This window comes from Tenacibaculum lutimaris, from assembly GCF_003610735.1.
Classification (GTDB): domain Bacteria; phylum Bacteroidota; class Bacteroidia; order Flavobacteriales; family Flavobacteriaceae; genus Polaribacter; species Polaribacter lutimaris.
Genome location: NZ_RAQM01000009.1, coordinates 249,538 through 268,206 on the forward strand (window position 1 = coordinate 249,538; position 18,669 = coordinate 268,206).

At 31.2% G+C, this 18,669-nt stretch carries 17 protein-coding genes; 9 read left to right on the top strand and 8 right to left on the bottom strand.

Features of this window, described 5'->3' with window-relative positions:
• Positions 1-17 precede the first annotated feature (17 nt).
• The 7 genes from hemE to hemA form a co-directional block, all read right to left on the bottom strand.
• On the bottom strand, positions 18-1,049 hold the full coding sequence (hemE, locus tag C8N26_RS09500; protein WP_120187080.1) for a uroporphyrinogen decarboxylase: 1,032 nt from the start codon (positions 1,047-1,049) through the stop codon (positions 18-20).
• 44 nt (positions 1,050-1,093) lie between these two features.
• The gene (gene hemL / locus C8N26_RS09505; protein ID WP_120187081.1) at positions 1,094-2,383 is read right to left on the bottom strand and encodes a glutamate-1-semialdehyde 2,1-aminomutase; all 1,290 of its coding nucleotides are present in this window, start codon (positions 2,381-2,383) and stop codon (positions 1,094-1,096) included.
• 84 nt (positions 2,384-2,467) lie between these two features.
• Positions 2,468-3,430: a porphobilinogen synthase gene (gene hemB, locus C8N26_RS09510; RefSeq protein ID WP_120187082.1), complete on the bottom strand. Its 963-nt coding sequence runs from the start codon at positions 3,428-3,430 to the stop codon at positions 2,468-2,470.
• Between the two features lie 17 nt (positions 3,431-3,447).
• The gene (locus C8N26_RS09515) at positions 3,448-4,275 is read right to left on the bottom strand and encodes a tetratricopeptide repeat protein (RefSeq protein WP_120187083.1); all 828 of its coding nucleotides are present in this window, start codon (positions 4,273-4,275) and stop codon (positions 3,448-3,450) included.
• Positions 4,272-4,778 carry a hypothetical protein gene (locus C8N26_RS09520; RefSeq protein WP_028890954.1) on the bottom strand — a complete coding sequence of 169 codons (507 nt, stop codon included), beginning with the start codon at positions 4,776-4,778 and terminating at the stop codon, positions 4,272-4,274. The genes C8N26_RS09515 and C8N26_RS09520 overlap by 4 nt, the downstream gene beginning before the upstream one ends.
• 1 nt (position 4,779) lies before the next feature.
• The gene (gene hemC / locus C8N26_RS09525) at positions 4,780-6,366 is read right to left on the bottom strand and encodes a hydroxymethylbilane synthase (RefSeq protein ID WP_120187084.1); all 1,587 of its coding nucleotides are present in this window, start codon (positions 6,364-6,366) and stop codon (positions 4,780-4,782) included.
• Entirely contained in the window at positions 6,350-7,621 is a 1,272-nt protein-coding gene (hemA, locus tag C8N26_RS09530) for a glutamyl-tRNA reductase (protein ID WP_120187211.1), read from the bottom strand. Before hemA ends, hemC begins: the two co-directional genes overlap by 17 nt.
• Before the next feature lie 211 nt (positions 7,622-7,832).
• On the opposite strand from hemA, the gene C8N26_RS09535 reads away from it, so the two are divergent.
• Genes C8N26_RS09535 through C8N26_RS09555 form a run of 5 tightly spaced genes read left to right on the top strand, consistent with a single transcriptional unit; the run spans position 7,833 to position 11,306 of the window.
• On the top strand, positions 7,833-8,717 hold the full coding sequence (locus C8N26_RS09535) for a helix-turn-helix transcriptional regulator (protein ID WP_028890951.1): 885 nt from the start codon (positions 7,833-7,835) through the stop codon (positions 8,715-8,717).
• A 19-nt stretch (positions 8,718-8,736) separates the two neighbouring features.
• Positions 8,737-9,252 carry a TrmH family RNA methyltransferase gene (locus tag C8N26_RS09540; RefSeq protein ID WP_120187085.1) on the top strand — a complete coding sequence of 172 codons (516 nt, stop codon included), beginning with the start codon at positions 8,737-8,739 and terminating at the stop codon, positions 9,250-9,252.
• 12 nt (positions 9,253-9,264) lie between these two features.
• Positions 9,265-10,293 (top strand): ferrochelatase, encoded by a 1,029-nt coding sequence (gene hemH / locus C8N26_RS09545; RefSeq protein WP_120187086.1) that lies wholly within the window; start codon positions 9,265-9,267, stop codon positions 10,291-10,293.
• A 2-nt stretch (positions 10,294-10,295) separates the two neighbouring features.
• Positions 10,296-10,886, top strand: a complete 591-nt coding sequence (locus C8N26_RS09550) for a CopD family protein (protein WP_120187087.1) — start codon at positions 10,296-10,298, stop codon at positions 10,884-10,886.
• A 33-nt stretch (positions 10,887-10,919) separates the two neighbouring features.
• Entirely contained in the window at positions 10,920-11,306 is a 387-nt protein-coding gene (locus tag C8N26_RS09555) for a lipocalin family protein (protein ID WP_120187088.1), read from the top strand.
• A gap of 146 nt (positions 11,307-11,452) precedes the next feature.
• Here C8N26_RS09555 and recR read toward each other — a convergent pair whose 3' ends face one another.
• Positions 11,453-12,070, bottom strand: a complete 618-nt coding sequence (recR, locus tag C8N26_RS09560; RefSeq protein WP_120187089.1) for a recombination mediator RecR — start codon at positions 12,068-12,070, stop codon at positions 11,453-11,455.
• A gap of 70 nt (positions 12,071-12,140) precedes the next feature.
• Here recR and C8N26_RS09565 point away from each other — a divergent pair, with 70 nt between their 5' ends.
• The 4 genes from C8N26_RS09565 to C8N26_RS09580 all read left to right on the top strand — a co-directional run bounded on the left by C8N26_RS09565 (position 12,141) and on the right by C8N26_RS09580 (position 18,663).
• Entirely contained in the window at positions 12,141-13,604 is a 1,464-nt protein-coding gene (locus tag C8N26_RS09565) for an aminoacyl-histidine dipeptidase (RefSeq protein WP_120187212.1), read from the top strand.
• Positions 13,605-14,100: 496 nt separating this feature from the next.
• Entirely contained in the window at positions 14,101-14,685 is a 585-nt protein-coding gene (locus tag C8N26_RS09570) for a hypothetical protein (RefSeq protein ID WP_120187090.1), read from the top strand.
• 6 nt (positions 14,686-14,691) lie between these two features.
• The gene (locus C8N26_RS09575; RefSeq protein ID WP_120187091.1) at positions 14,692-17,433 is read left to right on the top strand and encodes a TonB-dependent receptor; all 2,742 of its coding nucleotides are present in this window, start codon (positions 14,692-14,694) and stop codon (positions 17,431-17,433) included.
• Positions 17,434-17,439: 6 nt separating this feature from the next.
• Positions 17,440-18,663: a DUF4249 domain-containing protein gene (locus C8N26_RS09580; protein ID WP_120187092.1), complete on the top strand. Its 1,224-nt coding sequence runs from the start codon at positions 17,440-17,442 to the stop codon at positions 18,661-18,663.
• The last annotated feature ends 6 nt before the right edge of the window (positions 18,664-18,669 follow it).

The following is an 18,669-nucleotide window of genomic DNA, read 5'->3' on the forward strand; positions in this document are numbered from 1 at the left end:
TAATTATTTAAAGGGGGTTATCTGTCGGCTTTATACTCTTTAACCGCATCAATAAATGCCTTGGCATTCTCTAGCGGGATATTCGGTAAAATTCCGTGCCCCAAGTTAACAATATATTTGTCTTTACCAAACTCATTAATCATTTGGTGTACCATCTTTTTTATTTCAGCTGGTGGAGACAACAATCTTGAAGGATCAAAGTTACCTTGTAAGGTAATATTTCCTCCTGTTAAATAACGTGCATTTCTTGGCGAACATGTCCAATCTACTCCTAAGGCTGATGCATTTGATTGTGCCATTTCATGTAAGGCAAACCAACACCCTTTACCAAAAGCGATAACTGGAGCATCATCTTTTAATGCTTCTATTATTTGATTGATGTACTGCCATGAAAACTCTTGATAATCTGTTGGAGATAACATTCCTCCCCAAGAATCAAAAACTTGTACAGCATTCACACCTGCTTTTACTTTTTCTTTTAAATACGCAATAGTGGTATCGGTTATCTTCTGAAGCAATTCGTGTGCCAAAATTGGTTGAGTGAAACAAAATTCTTTTGCCTTATCAAAATTTTTAGATCCTTGCCCTTGTACAACGTAACATAAAATTGTCCATGGAGACCCCGCAAAACCTATTAATGGTATTTCATCGTTTAGCTTTTCTTTGGTTGCTTTAATAGCATCCATTACATACCCTAATTCTTCATGAATATCTGGAATAATTACGTTATCTAACCCTTTTTTATCTCTTACAGGATTTGGTAAATAAGGTCCGAAATTAGGTTTCATTTCCACTTCAATGTTCATTGCTTGTGGAATTACTAAAATATCTGAAAATAATATCGCAGCATCCATTCCGTATCTACGAATTGGTTGTACTGTAATTTCTGAAGCTAATTCAGGAGTTTTACAACGCGTAAAGAAATCGTACTTTTCACGTAATTCCATAAACTCTGGTAAATATCTTCCAGCTTGACGCATCATCCATACCGGTGGACGATCAACTGTTTCTCCTTTTAACGCTCTTAAAAATAAATCGTTTTTTATCATGTCTATCTTTATGTCATTCTTCCTCGTAATGACAATTATTTATTCTACATTTTTGATATTGCTTCCATCGACTTGTCAATGGCATTTGCTATCTCTTGAATATCTTTTTCTGTTAAAGCTGATGATAAGAACCAAGCTTCAAACTGGCTTGGAGGTAAAAACACACCATTTCTAGTCATTTCCCAAAAGAAAGTAGCATATTTCTTTGTATCTGAAGTTTGTGCTTCTTCAAAGTTGGTTACTTTTTTATTGGTAAAGAATGGATTGATCATCGAACCAAATCGGTTAACTGTAATTTCTACTCCATATTTTTTTGCCGACTCTAACAAGAACACTTCAATAATTTGAGCAATCTCATTAAATTTTTCATACGGATTTTGTTTCTTTAATTCTGTTAAAGTTGAAATTCCCGCTGCCATCGCAATTGGGTTACCACTTAATGTTCCTGCTTGGTACATTCCTCCTAATGGAGCCACCATTTCCATAATTTCATTACGTGCTCCATACGCTCCTACTGGAAAACCTCCTCCAATTACTTTTCCTAAACAAGTAATATCAGCTTCCACACCTAATACTTCTTGTGCTCCTCCAAACTTAGAACGGAAACCTGTCATTACCTCATCAACAATTAATAAGGCTCCTTTTGATTTTAAATACTCCTTTAACTCTTTTAAGAAATTGTTCTGTGGTGTTACCACTCCCATATTTCCTGCAACTGGTTCTAAAATTACGCCAGCAATATCATCGTGTGCCTCAAAATGTGCTTTTACACTTTCTAAATCGTTGTACTTAGCAATTAAGGTATTTTTTACCGCTCCTTCTGGCACTCCTTTACTTCCTGGTAAACTCAACGTAGCTAAACCTGAACCTGCAGCCACTAATAAGGCATCTTGGTGTCCGTGGTAGCAACCAGCAAACTTTATAATTTTGTCTTTTCCAGTAAACGCTCTCGCTAAACGAATTCCGCTTAATACCGCCTCAGTACCAGAATTTACAAAACGAACTTTATCCATTCCTGGGAAAGCATCACAAACAATTTTTGCTAATTTAATTTCACCTTTTGTTGATGCTCCAAAAGAATAACCATTTTTTAAAGCTTTGGTTATTGCTTTCTGAACTTTCTTATGACGGTGACCTAAAATCATTGGTCCGTATGACAATACTAAATCGATATACGAATTACCATCAACATCGGTAATTTTACTTCCTTTCGCTTTCTTTATGAATAAAGGGTTCCCTCCTACTGAAGCAAATGCACGCACTGGTGAATTTACTGCTCCTACTAAGTTTTCTAATCCTTTGTTATATAATTCTTGTGATTTTTTGAATTCCATATTTTATTTTTATTGTTATTACGAACAAAGTGAAGCTATCTCATTAAAAAGATTACTTCGTCATTCTTCCTCGTAATGACGTTACTATTTCAACAATAATCTCGCTGCTTCTTTCGCAAAATAGGTAATGATAATATCAGCTCCTGCCCTTTTCATAGAAAGTAAGCTCTCCATCATTACTTTTTCACCATCAATCCAACCTTTTTCAGCTGCTGCTTTTATCATTGAATATTCTCCACTTACATTATAGCAAGCGATTGGTCTATCAAAATTATTTTTTAAATCTCTAATGATGTCTAAGTATGATAAGGCTGGTTTTACCATTAAAATATCTGCTCCTTCTTCATCATCAAAAGTTGCCTCACGTAATCCTTCATCTCTATTAGAAGGATCCATTTGATAAGTTCTTCTATCTCCAAATGATGGTGCTGAATCTACCGCTTCTCTAAAAGGTCCGTAAAATCCTGATGCGTATTTTACAGAATATCCCATGATAGGTAAATTTGCAAAACCAGTATTATCCAACGCTTCGCGCATCATAGCAATAGCTCCATCCATCATTCCTGATGGCGCTACCATATCTGCTCCGGCCTTGGCATGTGATACAGTTTGCTTCGCTAAATTTACTAAAGTAGCATCGTTATCTACATCATTATCGTGTATAACTCCACAATGACCGTGTGAGGTATATTCACAAAAACATACATCTGTAATTACATATAAACTTGGATAGTTCTTTTTAATGAAACGTATAGCTTGTTGCATAATTCCATTATCATTCCAAGTCTCGGTGCCTTCATCATCTTTTTTAGATGGGATTCCAAATAATAAAACTGCTGGAATTTTTAAGGCTACAACTTCGTCTAATTCTTTAGAAATGGTATCTAACGAATAACGATTGATTCCTGGCATAGAAGGAATTTCTGTTTCAATACCTGTTCCTTCTTCAATAAATAATGGGTATATAAAATCATCTACCGATAGTTTGTTTTCTCGAACTAAACGACGGATATTTTCTGTTTTTCTTAGTCTGCGTGTTCTAAACATGATTTTGGTTTAAAAGTTTAAGGATTAAATCTTTTACTTTTATTAATTTCTTCTTCTATTTGAGACAAGTACACTTTATCATAATGATGAGTATATGGGTCATTTAATAAATACCCTTCTTCAAACAGCTTTTTTGCTTCTAATATTGTTTCTTTATACTTGTTTGTGTTATTCATTTTTTTATAACACATTGCCATATAATACCTATTGTCTGCTAGATTATTACTCTCTTTTTGCTTTTCAAGGTTACTTAAAGCTTTATTATAGTCTCCTCTTTCGAAATACAAAACTCCAAGATGATAATAGTTATACAAATCCGATTCTTCATCATTATCTTTTAAATAATCCTCTATTATTTTGATTGCCTTATCTTTTTCTCCAATTGCTTTATAACATATTGCTTTTGCTATTAGTAAATGGTAATCTCCATTTTGACAATAACCTATATCATCTTTTATGATTCTTTCATATTCCTCAATATCACTTATAGCTCCTTTATAATCTCTAAAAAATTGATATCGGCACCAACCCCTATAACCTAAATGCATTTGAGGATTTAACTCAACAGCTTTATCTATTAATGGTTTCCAAGATAAAAAATCACCACTTTTTAAATATGCTATTGATTTTGCCCAATAAGCGTTATCATAAGTAGAATCTATTTGTATAGCTTCATCTAATAATTCTTGATACTCTTTAGTGAACTGATAAAATTTATATGCTTCTTTTTGTTTTTTACAAGCCTCATATTTTTTAATCTCACCTTGCCTTTTATAAGCATCACAGTTTTGAGTAAAAACATTACTGGTAAAACAAATTAACAAACAAACTATAATAATTCTCATGGTAAAATTTCAATAAGGTTTCCTTTTTCAATTTTAAAAGTCAAATATTGATAATAATCTATTTTAGTTCCGTGGTTTTCTTTTTCTTTCCAACCATCTAAACCTTGAGTTATCATCAATAACTGATTAGTAATTCTATCATCAAAAGTAAATTGTTCGTAGTTATCACTCATTTGTATAACTCTAAACCTTCCTGTTTCTCCTTTACAATTAACAATAAAACGAATCCTTATCAGTCCGCTTTCATCCACTTTTACATGAGTATAGTTTTTCTCAAATAAATCTTTTATTTCTTTTTTTCCTCCTCTATATTCTACTCCTTTACCTGTATTGAAATATTGAAGTATTTTATCATCTCCATTACATGGGATAAAATTTGGATTGTCTAATTTTACATCATAAGTAATATCTCCTACTTGACGTGGATATATAACCTTTTCTGTCTTTTTGTTCTTACAACTAAAAAGAAATAGAAAACATGTAAAATAAAACACCTTTCTCATTTTATTCCTTTACAAAGTGTAAATTAACTAACTCTATAACACTTTCTACTGTTGGTAGCTTTGCTACTTGTACTTCTTTAAAATGTTTTTTGGCTTCTTTAGCTGTACTTTCACCAATACAAAAAGCTATTTTATCAGCAGCATTTTCCTCCATATAGCTCTCTACTGTTGACGGACTATAAAATAACACTCCATTCACCTTCTCATCAACCTTAGTTGGACTGTACATGGTTTTATAAGCCTCTACTTCATTTACCGTAACTCCGTTCGCTTTTAAAAGCATAGGAAGCGTATCTAAACGTAAATCGCTACAAAAATAAGTAACCTCTTGTCCTTTTAGTTCTTTTGATAAGTATTCAGATAATTTTTTAGCGTTATTTTCTGAATGTGTTACTTTACCAATACGTTGCTCGATTAACTTTTTGGTTCTACGACCAACACAGTAAATGTTTTTAAATTGTAATTCTTCCGAAGTAAAAGAGTTTAAAATTGCTTCTACTCCATTTTTACTCGTAATAATTACATTCTCTATTCCATTCTTAATCACCTTAGGAGCAATTCTATTAAAACGGGTTTTAATAAAATCGCTATCCTCAACATTCATATGTGTTGGTAATAATTTCTTTTGCGCTTCTGATAGTTTTTTTGTTGAATAAATTGAAAACTGCTTTTCAATTCCTTCGTCTTCCAACATAATTAGCTTTCCCCCTTTATCAATCACATAGTTTGCGCAATCTTTTGCAACATATTTATGCTTTCCTACTTTTACTTTCTTACTAACTTCAATCTTCTTTTTACCATCTCTACTTAGTAAAATTCCTTTGAAGTTAATTTCTTCTTCCTTCTCATTTATAAAAGCCAACGCTCCAATAGGGGCTGTACAACCTCCTTCTAAACGATTTAAGAACTCACGTTCTATACCTGTACAGATTTCAGTATCTTTATCGTTTAACTCTGCACAAATCTCTTTGATCTCTTCATTTTCATCTAAAGCAGTAATCATGATTGCTCCTTGAGCCGGAGCTGGAATCATCCAAGTTAAGTTTACTGCTCCTTTTGGTCGTAAACCTACACGTTCTAATCCTGCAGCTGCAAAAACAGCTCCATTCCAGTTATTATCTTCTAATTTTTGTAAACGTGTGTTAATGTTTCCTCGTAAACCTTCTACTTTATGAGTTGGGTAGCGATTTAACCACTGCGCTTTTCTACGTAAACTACCCGTTGCAATTACTCCATTTGGTTGCGACATAAATTCCTCATTGTCTTTTAACAACAAAATATCGTTATAATTAGCACGTTTTAAAACCGCTGCTTGCACGATACCTTCTGGCAATACTGTAGGAACATCTTTCATGGAATGCACCGCAATATCAATATCGTCATTTAACATTGCGATATCTAAATTCCTAGTAAAAATCCCCGTGATTCCTAATTCATAAAGGGGTTTATCTAAAATTAAATCACCCGCTGATTTAACGGGTATTATTTTAGTTTCATGTCCTAATTCTTCTAAAAGTTTTTGAACTTTTGTTGCTTGCCACATAGCCAATTGGCTATCACGTGTACCTATTCTAATTATCTTCTGCATGGATGGATTCTAAATTTGCCCCAAACACTTTAGCCATTACCTCAATACTTGTATTTACCGAAGTTTCTTCGTCTTTTAAGTGTTTTACAAATTGTGTAGTTATTTTTTGAATAAATCTTGATGTTAATATCTCTGCTTGTTCTTCATCAAAATTTTTAATTTTCTTTTTATGAAATGCTATTTCATCTTGCTGAATCGTTTGTAACGATTCTTTTAACGCTGTAATAGCTGGTGTAAATCTTCTATGATTTAACCACTCTTGAAACTCTTGATTGTGAGTATCAATAATTGCTTCTGCTACTGGAACTTCTTGTTGACGAATTGCCAATGTTTCATCAGTTACTTTAGATAAATCATCAACATTTACAATTGTTACATTTTCTAATTCAGCAACTTCTTTGGCTACATTCGCAGGCATTGATAAATCTAAAATCAGTAATTCTTTATCTGTAGAAATGTGTTCTTTAGTAATTGTAGGAAAGCTCGCTCCTGTAGATACTATTAATACATCTGTATTATGTACCTCAGCAGTTAAATCAGTATACTTTGCATTTCTAATTAACGGATGTTCTTTTACAAACTCGGAAACTTTTTCCTCTGTCCTATTAATTAAACTTACCGATTTGTTTTGGGTATACTCTGCTAAGTTTTTACACGTATGTTTCCCCATTTTACCTAACCCGAAAACTAAAATATTTTTCGAATTGTAATCTGGTAAATTATTGATAATGTATTGCACTGCAGCATACGATACTGAAGTTGTACCTGAACTTAATTTTGTTTCGTTCTTAACACGCTTGCTCGCTTGCATAACGTGATTTAACAGACGCTCAAAATACGCATTGGTAGTTCCTAACTTTTTTGCTTGTTTAAAAGCTTGACGTAACTGACCTACGATTTCATAGTCTCCTAAAATCTGACTATCTAAACCAGTTCCCATTCTGAATAAATGGTTTATAGCTTCTTTGTTTTTATATACGTTTGATACGTCTGCAAATTCTTCAACAGTTCCGTTTGAATATTTACACAACATACTAATTAACTGAAAAGGGTGCTCTGCAAAACCACAAATTTCTGTTCTGTTACATGTAGACAATACAAAAATACCATCTACACCGTTTTGCTTTGCTTCTTTTAAAAGTGCTTTTTGATTTTCTTTAGAAATGCTAAACTTCCCCCTAATTGCCGCATCAGCTTTTTTGTAACTAACGCCTATATTGTATAAGTTGCTCTGTTGTTTGTTTTCTACTGTCATTGAGTCTTCTTCAAAAAAGTCGGTCAAAAATATAAATATTGAATAAAAAAAAGTATCGCTAAAAGAACTTTTAATGTCGCTATTTGTTTTTTCACTTAAAAACATACCTAAAACCTATACAAAAGTGTATTTTTGCAGTAATTTAGGCTTGTATAGGTATATTATTTTAGAATCATTCTAAATAACAGGTTTTTAAAAACATATAGAATCTATGTCAAAAAATATCGCAGAAAGTACATTTAGAGAAGTTCTATTAGAAAAGGGTTTTTTTGTACTAAAATTCCAAAATAACTCTGATGAAACTGAGTTTTTCAAAAGAGATATTGACAACTCTTACATACAACTACACTACTGTGTTAAAGGTAATTGTAAATTTCACTTCAACAACAACAGCTATACCTTTAATGTATTAGATAAGCATTCTATTTTCTTATACAACCCGCAACAAAATCTCCCTATTAACTTAGAGATTTTACCAAAAACCTCACTAGTTTCTGTATTGATTTCTATTGAAAAATTCCATACTTTCTTTTCTAAAGAAGCTAGCTATATTCCTTTTTTAAGCGAAAACAATAAGAACAAAAAATATTATGACAATGCCGAAATAAACCCTAATGTATTGTTTGTGCTTCAGCAAATTTTAACAGCTCAAAACCAAAGTTCTATGCGAGATCTTTATATTAAAGGTAAAACATATGAATTATTGAGCTTACATTTTGATAGCGGTGAAAGCACCAATGAAGAATATTGTCCTTTCTTAGTAGATGACAGAGAGGTTTCAAAAATTAGAAAAGCAAAAGATATTATCATCTCAAGAATGAGCGAACCACCGAGTTTACAAGACCTTGCAAATGAAGTAGGTTTAAATCTTAAAAAGCTAAAAGAAGGCTTTAAGCAAATTTACGGAGATACAGTATATAGCTTTTTGTTTGACTACAAAATGGATCATGCCCGCAAACTTTTAGAAAGTAATCAATATAATGTAAATGAGGTTGGATTACATGTTGGATACAGCACTTCTAGCCACTTTATTGCTGCTTTTAAAAAGAAGTTTGGCACTACACCTAAACAGTATGTAATGAGTTTACAACAATAAAAGAAAACAGAAAAAAAAAATGAAACAACTAACTCATCACGATATAGAAAACAATCAGCAAGATTTTCCAGTAACTATTGTATGTGATGCTATCCGTACTCCTGAGAATATAGGAATGTGCTTTCGTATTTCTGAAAGTTTTGGAGTGTCTAAAATCTATTTACATGAAAGTTCTCCTGCTATAGATAACAGAATTGTTAAGAAAACTGCTCGAAATACTATTCAACAAATACCATATGATACCTATGGGGATTTTGAACAACTTATCCATCAATTAAAAGAAGAAGGAAACACCATTATTGGTATTGAAATTACCGATGAAAGTATAAATATTAGCGATTATGATTTTAGTCCACATTCTAAAATTGTGTTACTTTTGGGTAGCGAAAGAAACGGTATAGAAAACGTTAATTTAGTAGACGCAACAGTAGCTATACCAATGTATGGGCGTAATTCTAGCATGAATGTAATTCATAGTTTAGCTATCGCCTTATACGAAACAACAAATCAGTTAAAAGAAAAGAACCTGAAATAAATTCAGAAAAATATGAAAGGAGTTTTATTAGTAAACCTTGGATCACCAGAAAGTACAAACCCAAAAGATGTAAAAAAGTACTTGGATGAATTTTTAATGGACGAACGCGTAATTGATGTTCCGTTTTGGCTGCGTGCATTTATTGTTAGAGGTATTATCTTAAATACTCGTCCTAAAAAATCGGCAGAAGCCTATCAAAAAATTTGGTGGAAAGAAGGCTCTCCTTTAATTGTACTATCAGAACGTTTACAAAACAAAGTACAAGCAAAAACAGAACTCCCTGTTGCTTTAGCAATGCGTTATGGAAATCCATCAATTAAAAGTGGATTACAAGAATTACATGATAAGGGGGTTACTGAAGTTTTATTAGTTCCGTTATATCCTCAGTTTGCCATGGCAACTACTGAAACTATTTTGGTATTGACTGAAGAGTTAAGAAAAGAATTCTTTCCTAACATGAAAATTACCGATGTACCTGCTTTCTATAACAAACCAGAATACATCAAAGCATTATCTAATAGCATAAAAGATTATTTATCTGATAAAGATTACGACCATATTTTATTCTCTTATCATGGAGTACCTGAGCGACACATCAGAAAATCTGACATTACAAAATCGCACTGTAACCCTGAGGCAGGAAATTTAAGTTGTTGTAATACTTCTTCTGAAGCTCATAAATATTGCTACCGTCACCAATGTTATCAAACCACTAAAAATGTGATATCTGAATTAGGTCTAGACGAAAATAAAGTATCAACTTCATTTCAATCACGTTTAGGTGTAGATCCTTGGCTACAACCTTATACCGACAGAACTATTGTTAACAAAGCTGAAAAAGAAGGCATAAAAAAACTAGCGATAGTAACTCCCGCTTTTGTTTCTGATTGTTTAGAAACTTTAGAAGAAATAGCAATGGAGGGTAAACATGAATTTTTGGAAGCTGGTGGTGAAGAGTTTTACACTGTTCCTTGTATTAATGATAATGATGAATGGGTAGATGTTTTAGCAGGATGGATTAACGATTTCAATAAAAATTAATTATGGACTTTTTATACGTAAAGGCATTACACATCATATTTGTAGTAACTTGGTTTGCAGGATTATTTTATATAGGCCGTCTGTTTATTTACCATGTAGAGGCAGAAAAAAAAGACGAACCAGCCAAGTCTATATTACAAACCCAATACAAGTTAATGTCTAAACGTTTATGGTATATTATTACTTGGCCTTCTTTATTTTTAGCAAGTTTTTTTGCTTTTTGGATGCTATATAAAAACCCTTATTATTTAAAAATGCCGTGGATGCATGTAAAATTAGCCTTTGTATTAGCACTGTATTTTTACCACGGATTTTGCCATAAAATCTACAAAGAACTACAACGTGATGAGATTAAATACACACCTAATAAACTTCGAATGTTTAATGAAATTCCAACTGTAATTTTATTCGCTGTTGTATTTTTAGTCGTTTTAAAAAGTGCAATTAACTGGATTTGGGGTGTGGTAGGAATTATCTTATTTGGAGTATTATTGATGATTGGTATTCGTTACTATAAAAAAGTAAGAGCCAAAAAATCGTGGGATAAATACGAACAAGAGTTGATTGATGAGGATAAAAAATTAAACAAATAACTCTATATAAAAGAAAACACAAACAATAACACTATGAAAAAGATTTTAGTTTTATCAATTATTATATCGAGTGTATTACACTCTTGTTCTTCTAACAACGAAATAGTTGACAATTCTATAGTTGGTAATTGGAACTTAAAATTTATACACGATGAAACAGGAGAAATACCTATACCCTATTGTAGAACTTTAACATCATTTTCTTTCAAAGAAGACAAAACATACAATGCTCAAATATATAACATGGGCGAATCTACTATTGATTGTGTTTTAACCGAAGAAATAACTGGCACTTGGAAAGCTCTTGGTAATTCTTCATTTGAGTTATCTAACAAAAACCACATAACCTTTAAAGTTAATTCTATTGAACTTAGAGAAAATAAAAATTCTACAAAATATCAAATTTTACTACCCAACTAGCCCTTGCCTCTATAAATATTTAATAATATTTTTTCAACACTATACTCTCTAAAAAATAGTTTTTCAATCTTCTATTGTAGTATATTATGATAAATAGTTAGAAGTAGTAACTTTTATTTAACTAGTCTTTCCTCTTTCTTTTAAAATTATCCCCTTATTGACTGTTCAAAAGGTATTCTATTTATAATACTACGTCCCAACGTAACCTCATCTGCATATTCCAACTCATCTCCTACCGAGATTCCTCTAGCAATGGTTGATGTTGTTACTCCGTATTTTTCTATCTGTTTGTAAATATAAAAGTTGGTGGTATCACCTTCCATGGTAGAACTTAACGCAAAAATCAGCTCTTTAATTTCTCCTTCTTTTACTTTCTCTACTAAGGATTCTATTTGTAAGTTTTGAGGACCAATTCCTTCAATAGGAGAAATCTTACCCCCTAACACATGGTACAAACCTCTGTATTGTGCAGTATTTTCAATCGCCATCACATCACGAATATCTTCTACCACACATACAATCTCTGCATTTCGCTTCGGATTACTACAAATATCACATAACACTGTATCAGAAATATTATGACATTTTTTACACGATTTTACATCGTTACGTAAATGCGTTAAAGCCTCTGTTAAATACTTCGTATTTTCTTTCGGTTGTTTTAATAAGTGTAACACCAAACGAAGTGCTGTACGCTTACCAATTCCTGGTAACCGACTTACTTCATTTACTGCATTTTCTAATAATTTCGACGAAAAATCCATGTTGCGAATTTACAATTTTTCGATAAGGATTAAGTATCTTCGTAGCTTTAAAATTAAAACTTCAATTCACATGAATTCAGAGATAAGAAACCTAGAACCAAAAGCTGTTTGGAAAAATTTTGCCGACTTAAACGCTGTACCTCGCCCTTCTAAAAAAGAAGAAAGAGTAATTCAGTTTATGGTAGATTTCGGTAAGAAATTAAATCTTGAAACCATGGTTGATAAAGTTGGGAATGTAATTATTCGCAAGCCTGCTTCAACTGGAATGGAAGACAGAAAAACAGTCGTTATGCAAAGTCATTTAGACATGGTACACCAAAAAAATGCTGATACTGTTTTTGATTTTGACACTGAAGGGATCAAAATGTTTGTAGATGGTGATTGGGTAAAAGCTGACGGAACTACGTTAGGAGCTGACAACGGTTTAGGTGTTGCTGCTATTATGGGAGTTTTAGAGTCTACTGATATTGCTCACCCAGCTATCGAAGCTTTATTCACAATTGATGAAGAAACAGGTATGACTGGTGCTATGGGGCTTGAAGGTGGATTATTAGAAGGTGAAATTTTATTGAACCTTGACACTGAGGAGGATGATGAAATAGGAATGGGATGCGCTGGTGGTGTAGATGTTACTGCTACTAGAAGTTATAATGAAGAGGCTACTCCTGAAAATACAATCGCCTATGAAATTTCTGTTACAGGATTAAATGGTGGTCACTCAGGAATGGATATTATTAAAGGTTTAGGAAACGCGAATAAAATTATGAACCGTTTATTATTTGACGGTTTTACTAACTTCGGATTACGTGTTGCAGAAATTAATGGAGGTAGTTTACGTAATGCTATTCCTCGTGAAAGCTTTTCTACTATAGTTATTGATGCTGTTTCTAAAGAACCTTTCTTATTTGAAATACATGAGCTTATTAACAATATTAAAGCTGAGTTTTCAACATTAGAACCTAACCTTACTATTGAATTAAAAGAGATTAATACTCCAGAAAACGTAATGGACTTAGGTGTTCAGGAAGGATTGATTAAAGCTGTTTACGCTGCTTTAAATGGTGTATACCGTATGAGTCCTGATATTAAAGGATTAGTAGAAACTTCAAATAATATTGCTCGTATTATTGTAAAAGACGGAGCTATTAAAATTGGATGTTTAACACGTTCTTCTTCTGAAACTAATAAATGGGATTTAGCTAACTCGTTACGTTCATCTTTTGAATTAGCTGGTTTTGATGTAGAATTTTCAGGTTCTTACCCAGGATGGTTACCAAACGTAAATTCTGAAATATTAAAAACTGTAACTAACTTATACGAAGAATTACACAACGAAAAACCTATTGTAGCAGCATGTCATGCAGGATTAGAATGTGGTATTTTAGGTCAAAACTATCCAAAAATGGACATGGTTTCTTTCGGACCAAATATTAAAGGTGCTCATTCACCTGATGAGCGCGCACAAATATCATCAACACAAAAATTCTGGAAGTTTTTATTAGAGATTTTAAAGAACACTCCAGTAAAAAACTAAAATAAATAAAAAAGCAGCATTTAAATGCTGCTTTTTTATTTTCAGCATTACATAAAACTTCTCTCATTTTACCTTATCTTCATAGTATAATCACCAGCAGCTATTTTATATTTTACCAAATTTTACTTCTATACTATTAATTTTATAATTCAATTCACCAAAAGTATTAATAATACCCCAAAGCTCCTTTAATTTTTAACACTTAAACCATTTCAATACTACCCCAAATTATAAATCTAAAATACCTTTATTAAAAAACTTATTTAACACTAACCTTATTTAAACCCTATCAACAAAAAAAGCAAAAAAACATCATTTTAACACTTTTATATTAAAAAAATAATATTTTTACAAAAAATTGATTAAGAAAACTCCCTATTTGAAAATGAAAATAAAACTATTCCTCACTTTTTTGTTGTTCAACATCTACACCACAATATCTCAAACAAAACAAGTTAATAAATTAATATTCACTTCCTTTGACAGGATAATAGGAATGAATAATACTAATCTTAGCTATGGAGTTGTTTTTACAGAAAAATACCGTAGAAAACTCGCTAATAACCATAATTATTTTAAGCATGATTTTTTTACTAAAAGTACTATTGTTTATCAAGGCGAGCACTTTTACGATATAGATTTAAAATACGATATTGTTGATGATATTTTAATTATCAAAATTAAAAATGATCATAGCCAAATTTCAATATCCCCTGAAAAAAACCTCATTTCTGAATTCAAATTGGATAACCATACATTCGTTAACTCATATAAAAAAAACATCGGGTATTTAGAGCTACTTACTCTTTCTGATGAATTTTCTATTTTAAAGAAACACCATAAAACTAGTACAGAAAATAGAGATAGAAGATTTATATATCATACCTTTAAAAAGAAAAACGAACAATATTATCTTTATTACGATGGAAAATATTCCTCCATTAAAACAGACAGAGATTTTATTAAAATCTTTCCTAACAATAAAAAAGAAATCATACAATTCTTTAAGGAAAATCGATTTTTATTAAAAAATGATTTTGCAAAATTTGCTACGAAACTAACAAAACAATTGCTAGCTTAACTTATTATGACTGATTCAAAAATTAAAATAGTCATTACAATACTTCTTGTAATTATGACTTTACCTGCTATTTCACAAGAAACTAAGAAACTTCTTTCTTTAGACATAGATAACCTAAATAAAAAACAAGTAATTGAACTTCTTGAAAAAAATACAGATTATAAATTTTATTTTTTAGATAAATGGTTTGATAATAAAAAAAAAACCATCGCATTTAAAAATGTAAATATTGAAACTGTTCTAAAAAATCTTTTCAAAGGAAGTGATATAAATTACTTTATACTAGATAAAAAAATAATTTTAACTAACGGAAACCTAATTAGAGAAAGTGTTTATGAAACAAATAAAAACAACACTTTGAACAATAATTCTCCTGTGTTGGTTGATTCTGAAATCGAAACCTATACTACTCTAATTAAAATTGGAAAAGAAGAAAAACAAAAAAAAGCTACTTATTTATTATCGGGTTTTATACTTAATGACAAAAATGGAGAACCTATTGAGGGAGCTACCATAGTTGAAAAAAACAACAAAATATACACTACATCAAACCAAAAAGGTTATTATACTATAGAACTTCCTTTTGGTAAAAACTTAATAGAAACTTCTTTCGTTGGTTTTGAATCTCTGGAAAAAGATTTTATCCTCTACAACAACGGTAAATTAAACTTTTTAATAACACCCAAACTAGAAGAACTTGATGAAATAGTAATTAACGCTAATAAAGGTAGAAATATTAGGCAAACTATTGCTGGTATAAATCAAATTAAAGTCCAAGAAATAAAAACCATACCTTTAGTTTTAGGTGAAAGAGATATCTTAAAAGTGGCAGCCACTCTTCCTTCCATAAAATCAACAGGTGAAGGATCTGAAGGAGTAAATGTAAGAGGAGGAAAAGTAGATCAAAACTTATTTTTATTAGACAATGGTGTTATTTACAATCCTACTCACTTTTTAGGTTTATTCTCTGCTATTAATCCTTTTACCACAGATGGCTTAAAAATATATACAGGTAATATTCCAGCAGAATATGGAGGTAGACTTTCATCTGTTTTTGATCTTAGTACAAAGGACCCAAGTAATGAACAGTTTAAAGGAGAAGCTTCAGTTGGTCCTGTCACTGGAAGTATTAACTTGGAAGTTCCTATTATAAAAAATAAATCTGGATTAAACTTAGGCCTTAGAAGTACTTATTCTGATTGGGTTCTAGATCTTGTAGATAATAAAGATTTTAAGAAAAGTAGTGTTTCTTTTCATGATGTCATTGCTAAGTATACTCATTTAGTTAATGAAAACAATACTTTAAAACTAACAGGTTATTACAGTAAAGACAAATACCAAATAGCTTCTGACACTATAAACAGTTATGGAAACACTATGTTCTCCTTAAATTGGGAACATAAATTCAATGATAAAAACAGAGGCCATCTAATTCTATCCAATAGTAGTTACGGATTTAATATGGATTATAAACCGGAAAACACAAATAATGGTTTTGATCTTAAATATAAAATTAATGAGGCTAATTTCAAACTAAAAATGAAATATATACACTCTAAAAATCATAAGTTTGATTACGGTTTTGAATCAAAGCTATACAATATAAATCCTGGGGAAATCTCCCCAAATAGCGATAATTCACAAGTCAATCCGTTAACAATTAATAAAGAAAAAGCAATCGAAAACAGCTTATTCATCTCTGATGAAGTCACAATAAATCCAAAATTAAACCTTAATCTAGGGATACGTTTTAATCAATACTTAGCCTTAGGACCTTCAACCCAAAGAGAATATAAAGACAATAACCCAAAAAACGAATCTACTCTAAAAAAAACAACCGAATATGGTAATAATAAAATATTCAAAACCTATAATGGATTGAGCTATAGATTAGCCGGCAGATATGAATTAAACAAAACTTTAGCTTTAAAAGCTGGTTTTAACAAGTCTTTCCAATATATTCATCGTTTAAACAACAACACTACAGCTACTCCTATTGACACATGGAGACTTTCTGATATAAATATTAAACCTCAAGAAGGAACACAAATATCATTAGGATTATTTAAAAACCTTAATGGTAACAAATATGAGGTAAGTTTAGAAAGTTACTATAAGAAATATAAAAACCTTCTTGACTATAAAGTAGGTGCAACACTTTTATTAAATGACAAAATTGAAACTCAAGTAATTCAAGGAAAAGGAAAATCGTATGGTGTTGAATTTTTACTTAAAAAGAAGGAAGGAAATCTAAACGGATGGTTATCTTATAGTTATTCACGCTCATTAATTCAATTAAATAGTATGTTTGATGAAGAAAGAGTTAATAACGGAAATTTTTTTCCTACTAATTACGACAAACCTCACGATGTTAACCTTGTATTAAATTATAAATTTACAAAACGATACAGCTTATCTTCAAATTTCACCTATCAATCTGGTAGACCTATAACCTATCCTACAGGTAAATATACCTACCAAGGAGCCGAATATTTAACGTATAGTAATAGAAATCAATTCAGAATACCTGACTATTTTAGACTTGATATTGGTTTGAATATAGAAGGCAATCATAGAATTAAAAAATTTGCTCATAGTTTTTGGAATATATCAGTCTACAATGTTTTAGGTAGAAACAACCCCTATTCTGTATTCTTCAAAACATCTGATTCAGGAAATATTAAAGCTTACCAAAGTTCAATTTTTTCACGTCCAATACCTACAATTACCTATAATTTTAAATTTTAAAAAACTATGAAAAAATATACAAAGTGGTTTTATTTAACTTTAATAATATTCTCTATTAATAGTTGCATAGAGCCTATTGACTTTAAACCCGAAAGCTCAGAAAGACACTTAGTTGTTAGATCTGTGCTTACTGATGAATTAAGAAAACATTCAATAGAGTTATCAAGAACAATTTCGATAGATTCAACTGAAATTAACCCTGAAAAAAATGCACTAGTTTCAATTACAGATAGTAATGGAACTGTTTATAATTTTGAAGAAGAAGAACCTGGTATTTATACTTCAATTTTAAATTTTAGTGCAGAAGAAGGAAAGTCTTATTCTTTAAAAATACAAACTTCTGATGGAAAGTCTTATTCCTCTAAACCACAAAGCTTACCGAGCTCTTCTGAAATAGCTGAAATAAACACTAGTATTGAAGAGAACCTTGATAGTGATTTTCCTGATCTTGTTTTTAAAGTAAATAGTTCTCCTCTATCTGAAGAAGGTAAATATTACAGATATGAATATGATGAAACTTTTAAGGTTATATCAAATTTTTGGAACCCTCAAAAAATTGAAATAATTTCTGACACCCCTCCTTATGAATTTGAACTTGTATATAAAAATCCAGAAATTGACGGAACAGGTATATGCTATGTGAATAACTCATCAAGCAACATAATACTTACTGAAACTAAAACACTTAGTGAAGATAAAGTTCTTAATTTTCCTGTTTGTAAAATCCCGCTTAATAGTTACCGTATAGGCATTAGGTACTCTATTTTAGTTAAACAATATGTACTTAATGAGGAAAGTTATGATTTTTACAGTCTATTAAATAAATTTTCTGATCCTGATGATGTATTCACTCAAATACAAGTTGGAAACATCCCTAGTAATATCTCTTCAGACAATAACCCTGACCTAAATAAAGTCATGGGGTTTTTCGAAGTTTCATCTGTGAGTACTAAAAGAATCTTTATTAATCGTGACGAAATCACAACTACAGGTTATAAAAATTATACAGACGGTTATAATTGTAGCTTAACTCTTAACCCTTTTATACTTGATACTGATGGAAGCTCTCCTTTATTAGAATTATTAAGATCAGGATGGGTATATCTTGGTGTGCCTGAAGGTGACCCTCCAATAATTCCCCCTAACCATCCTTACATAGTAATTAAAGAAACTTGTGGTGATTGCAAACATTTAGGTTCTATATCACCTCCTGACTTTTGGGTTGAATAAAAGAAA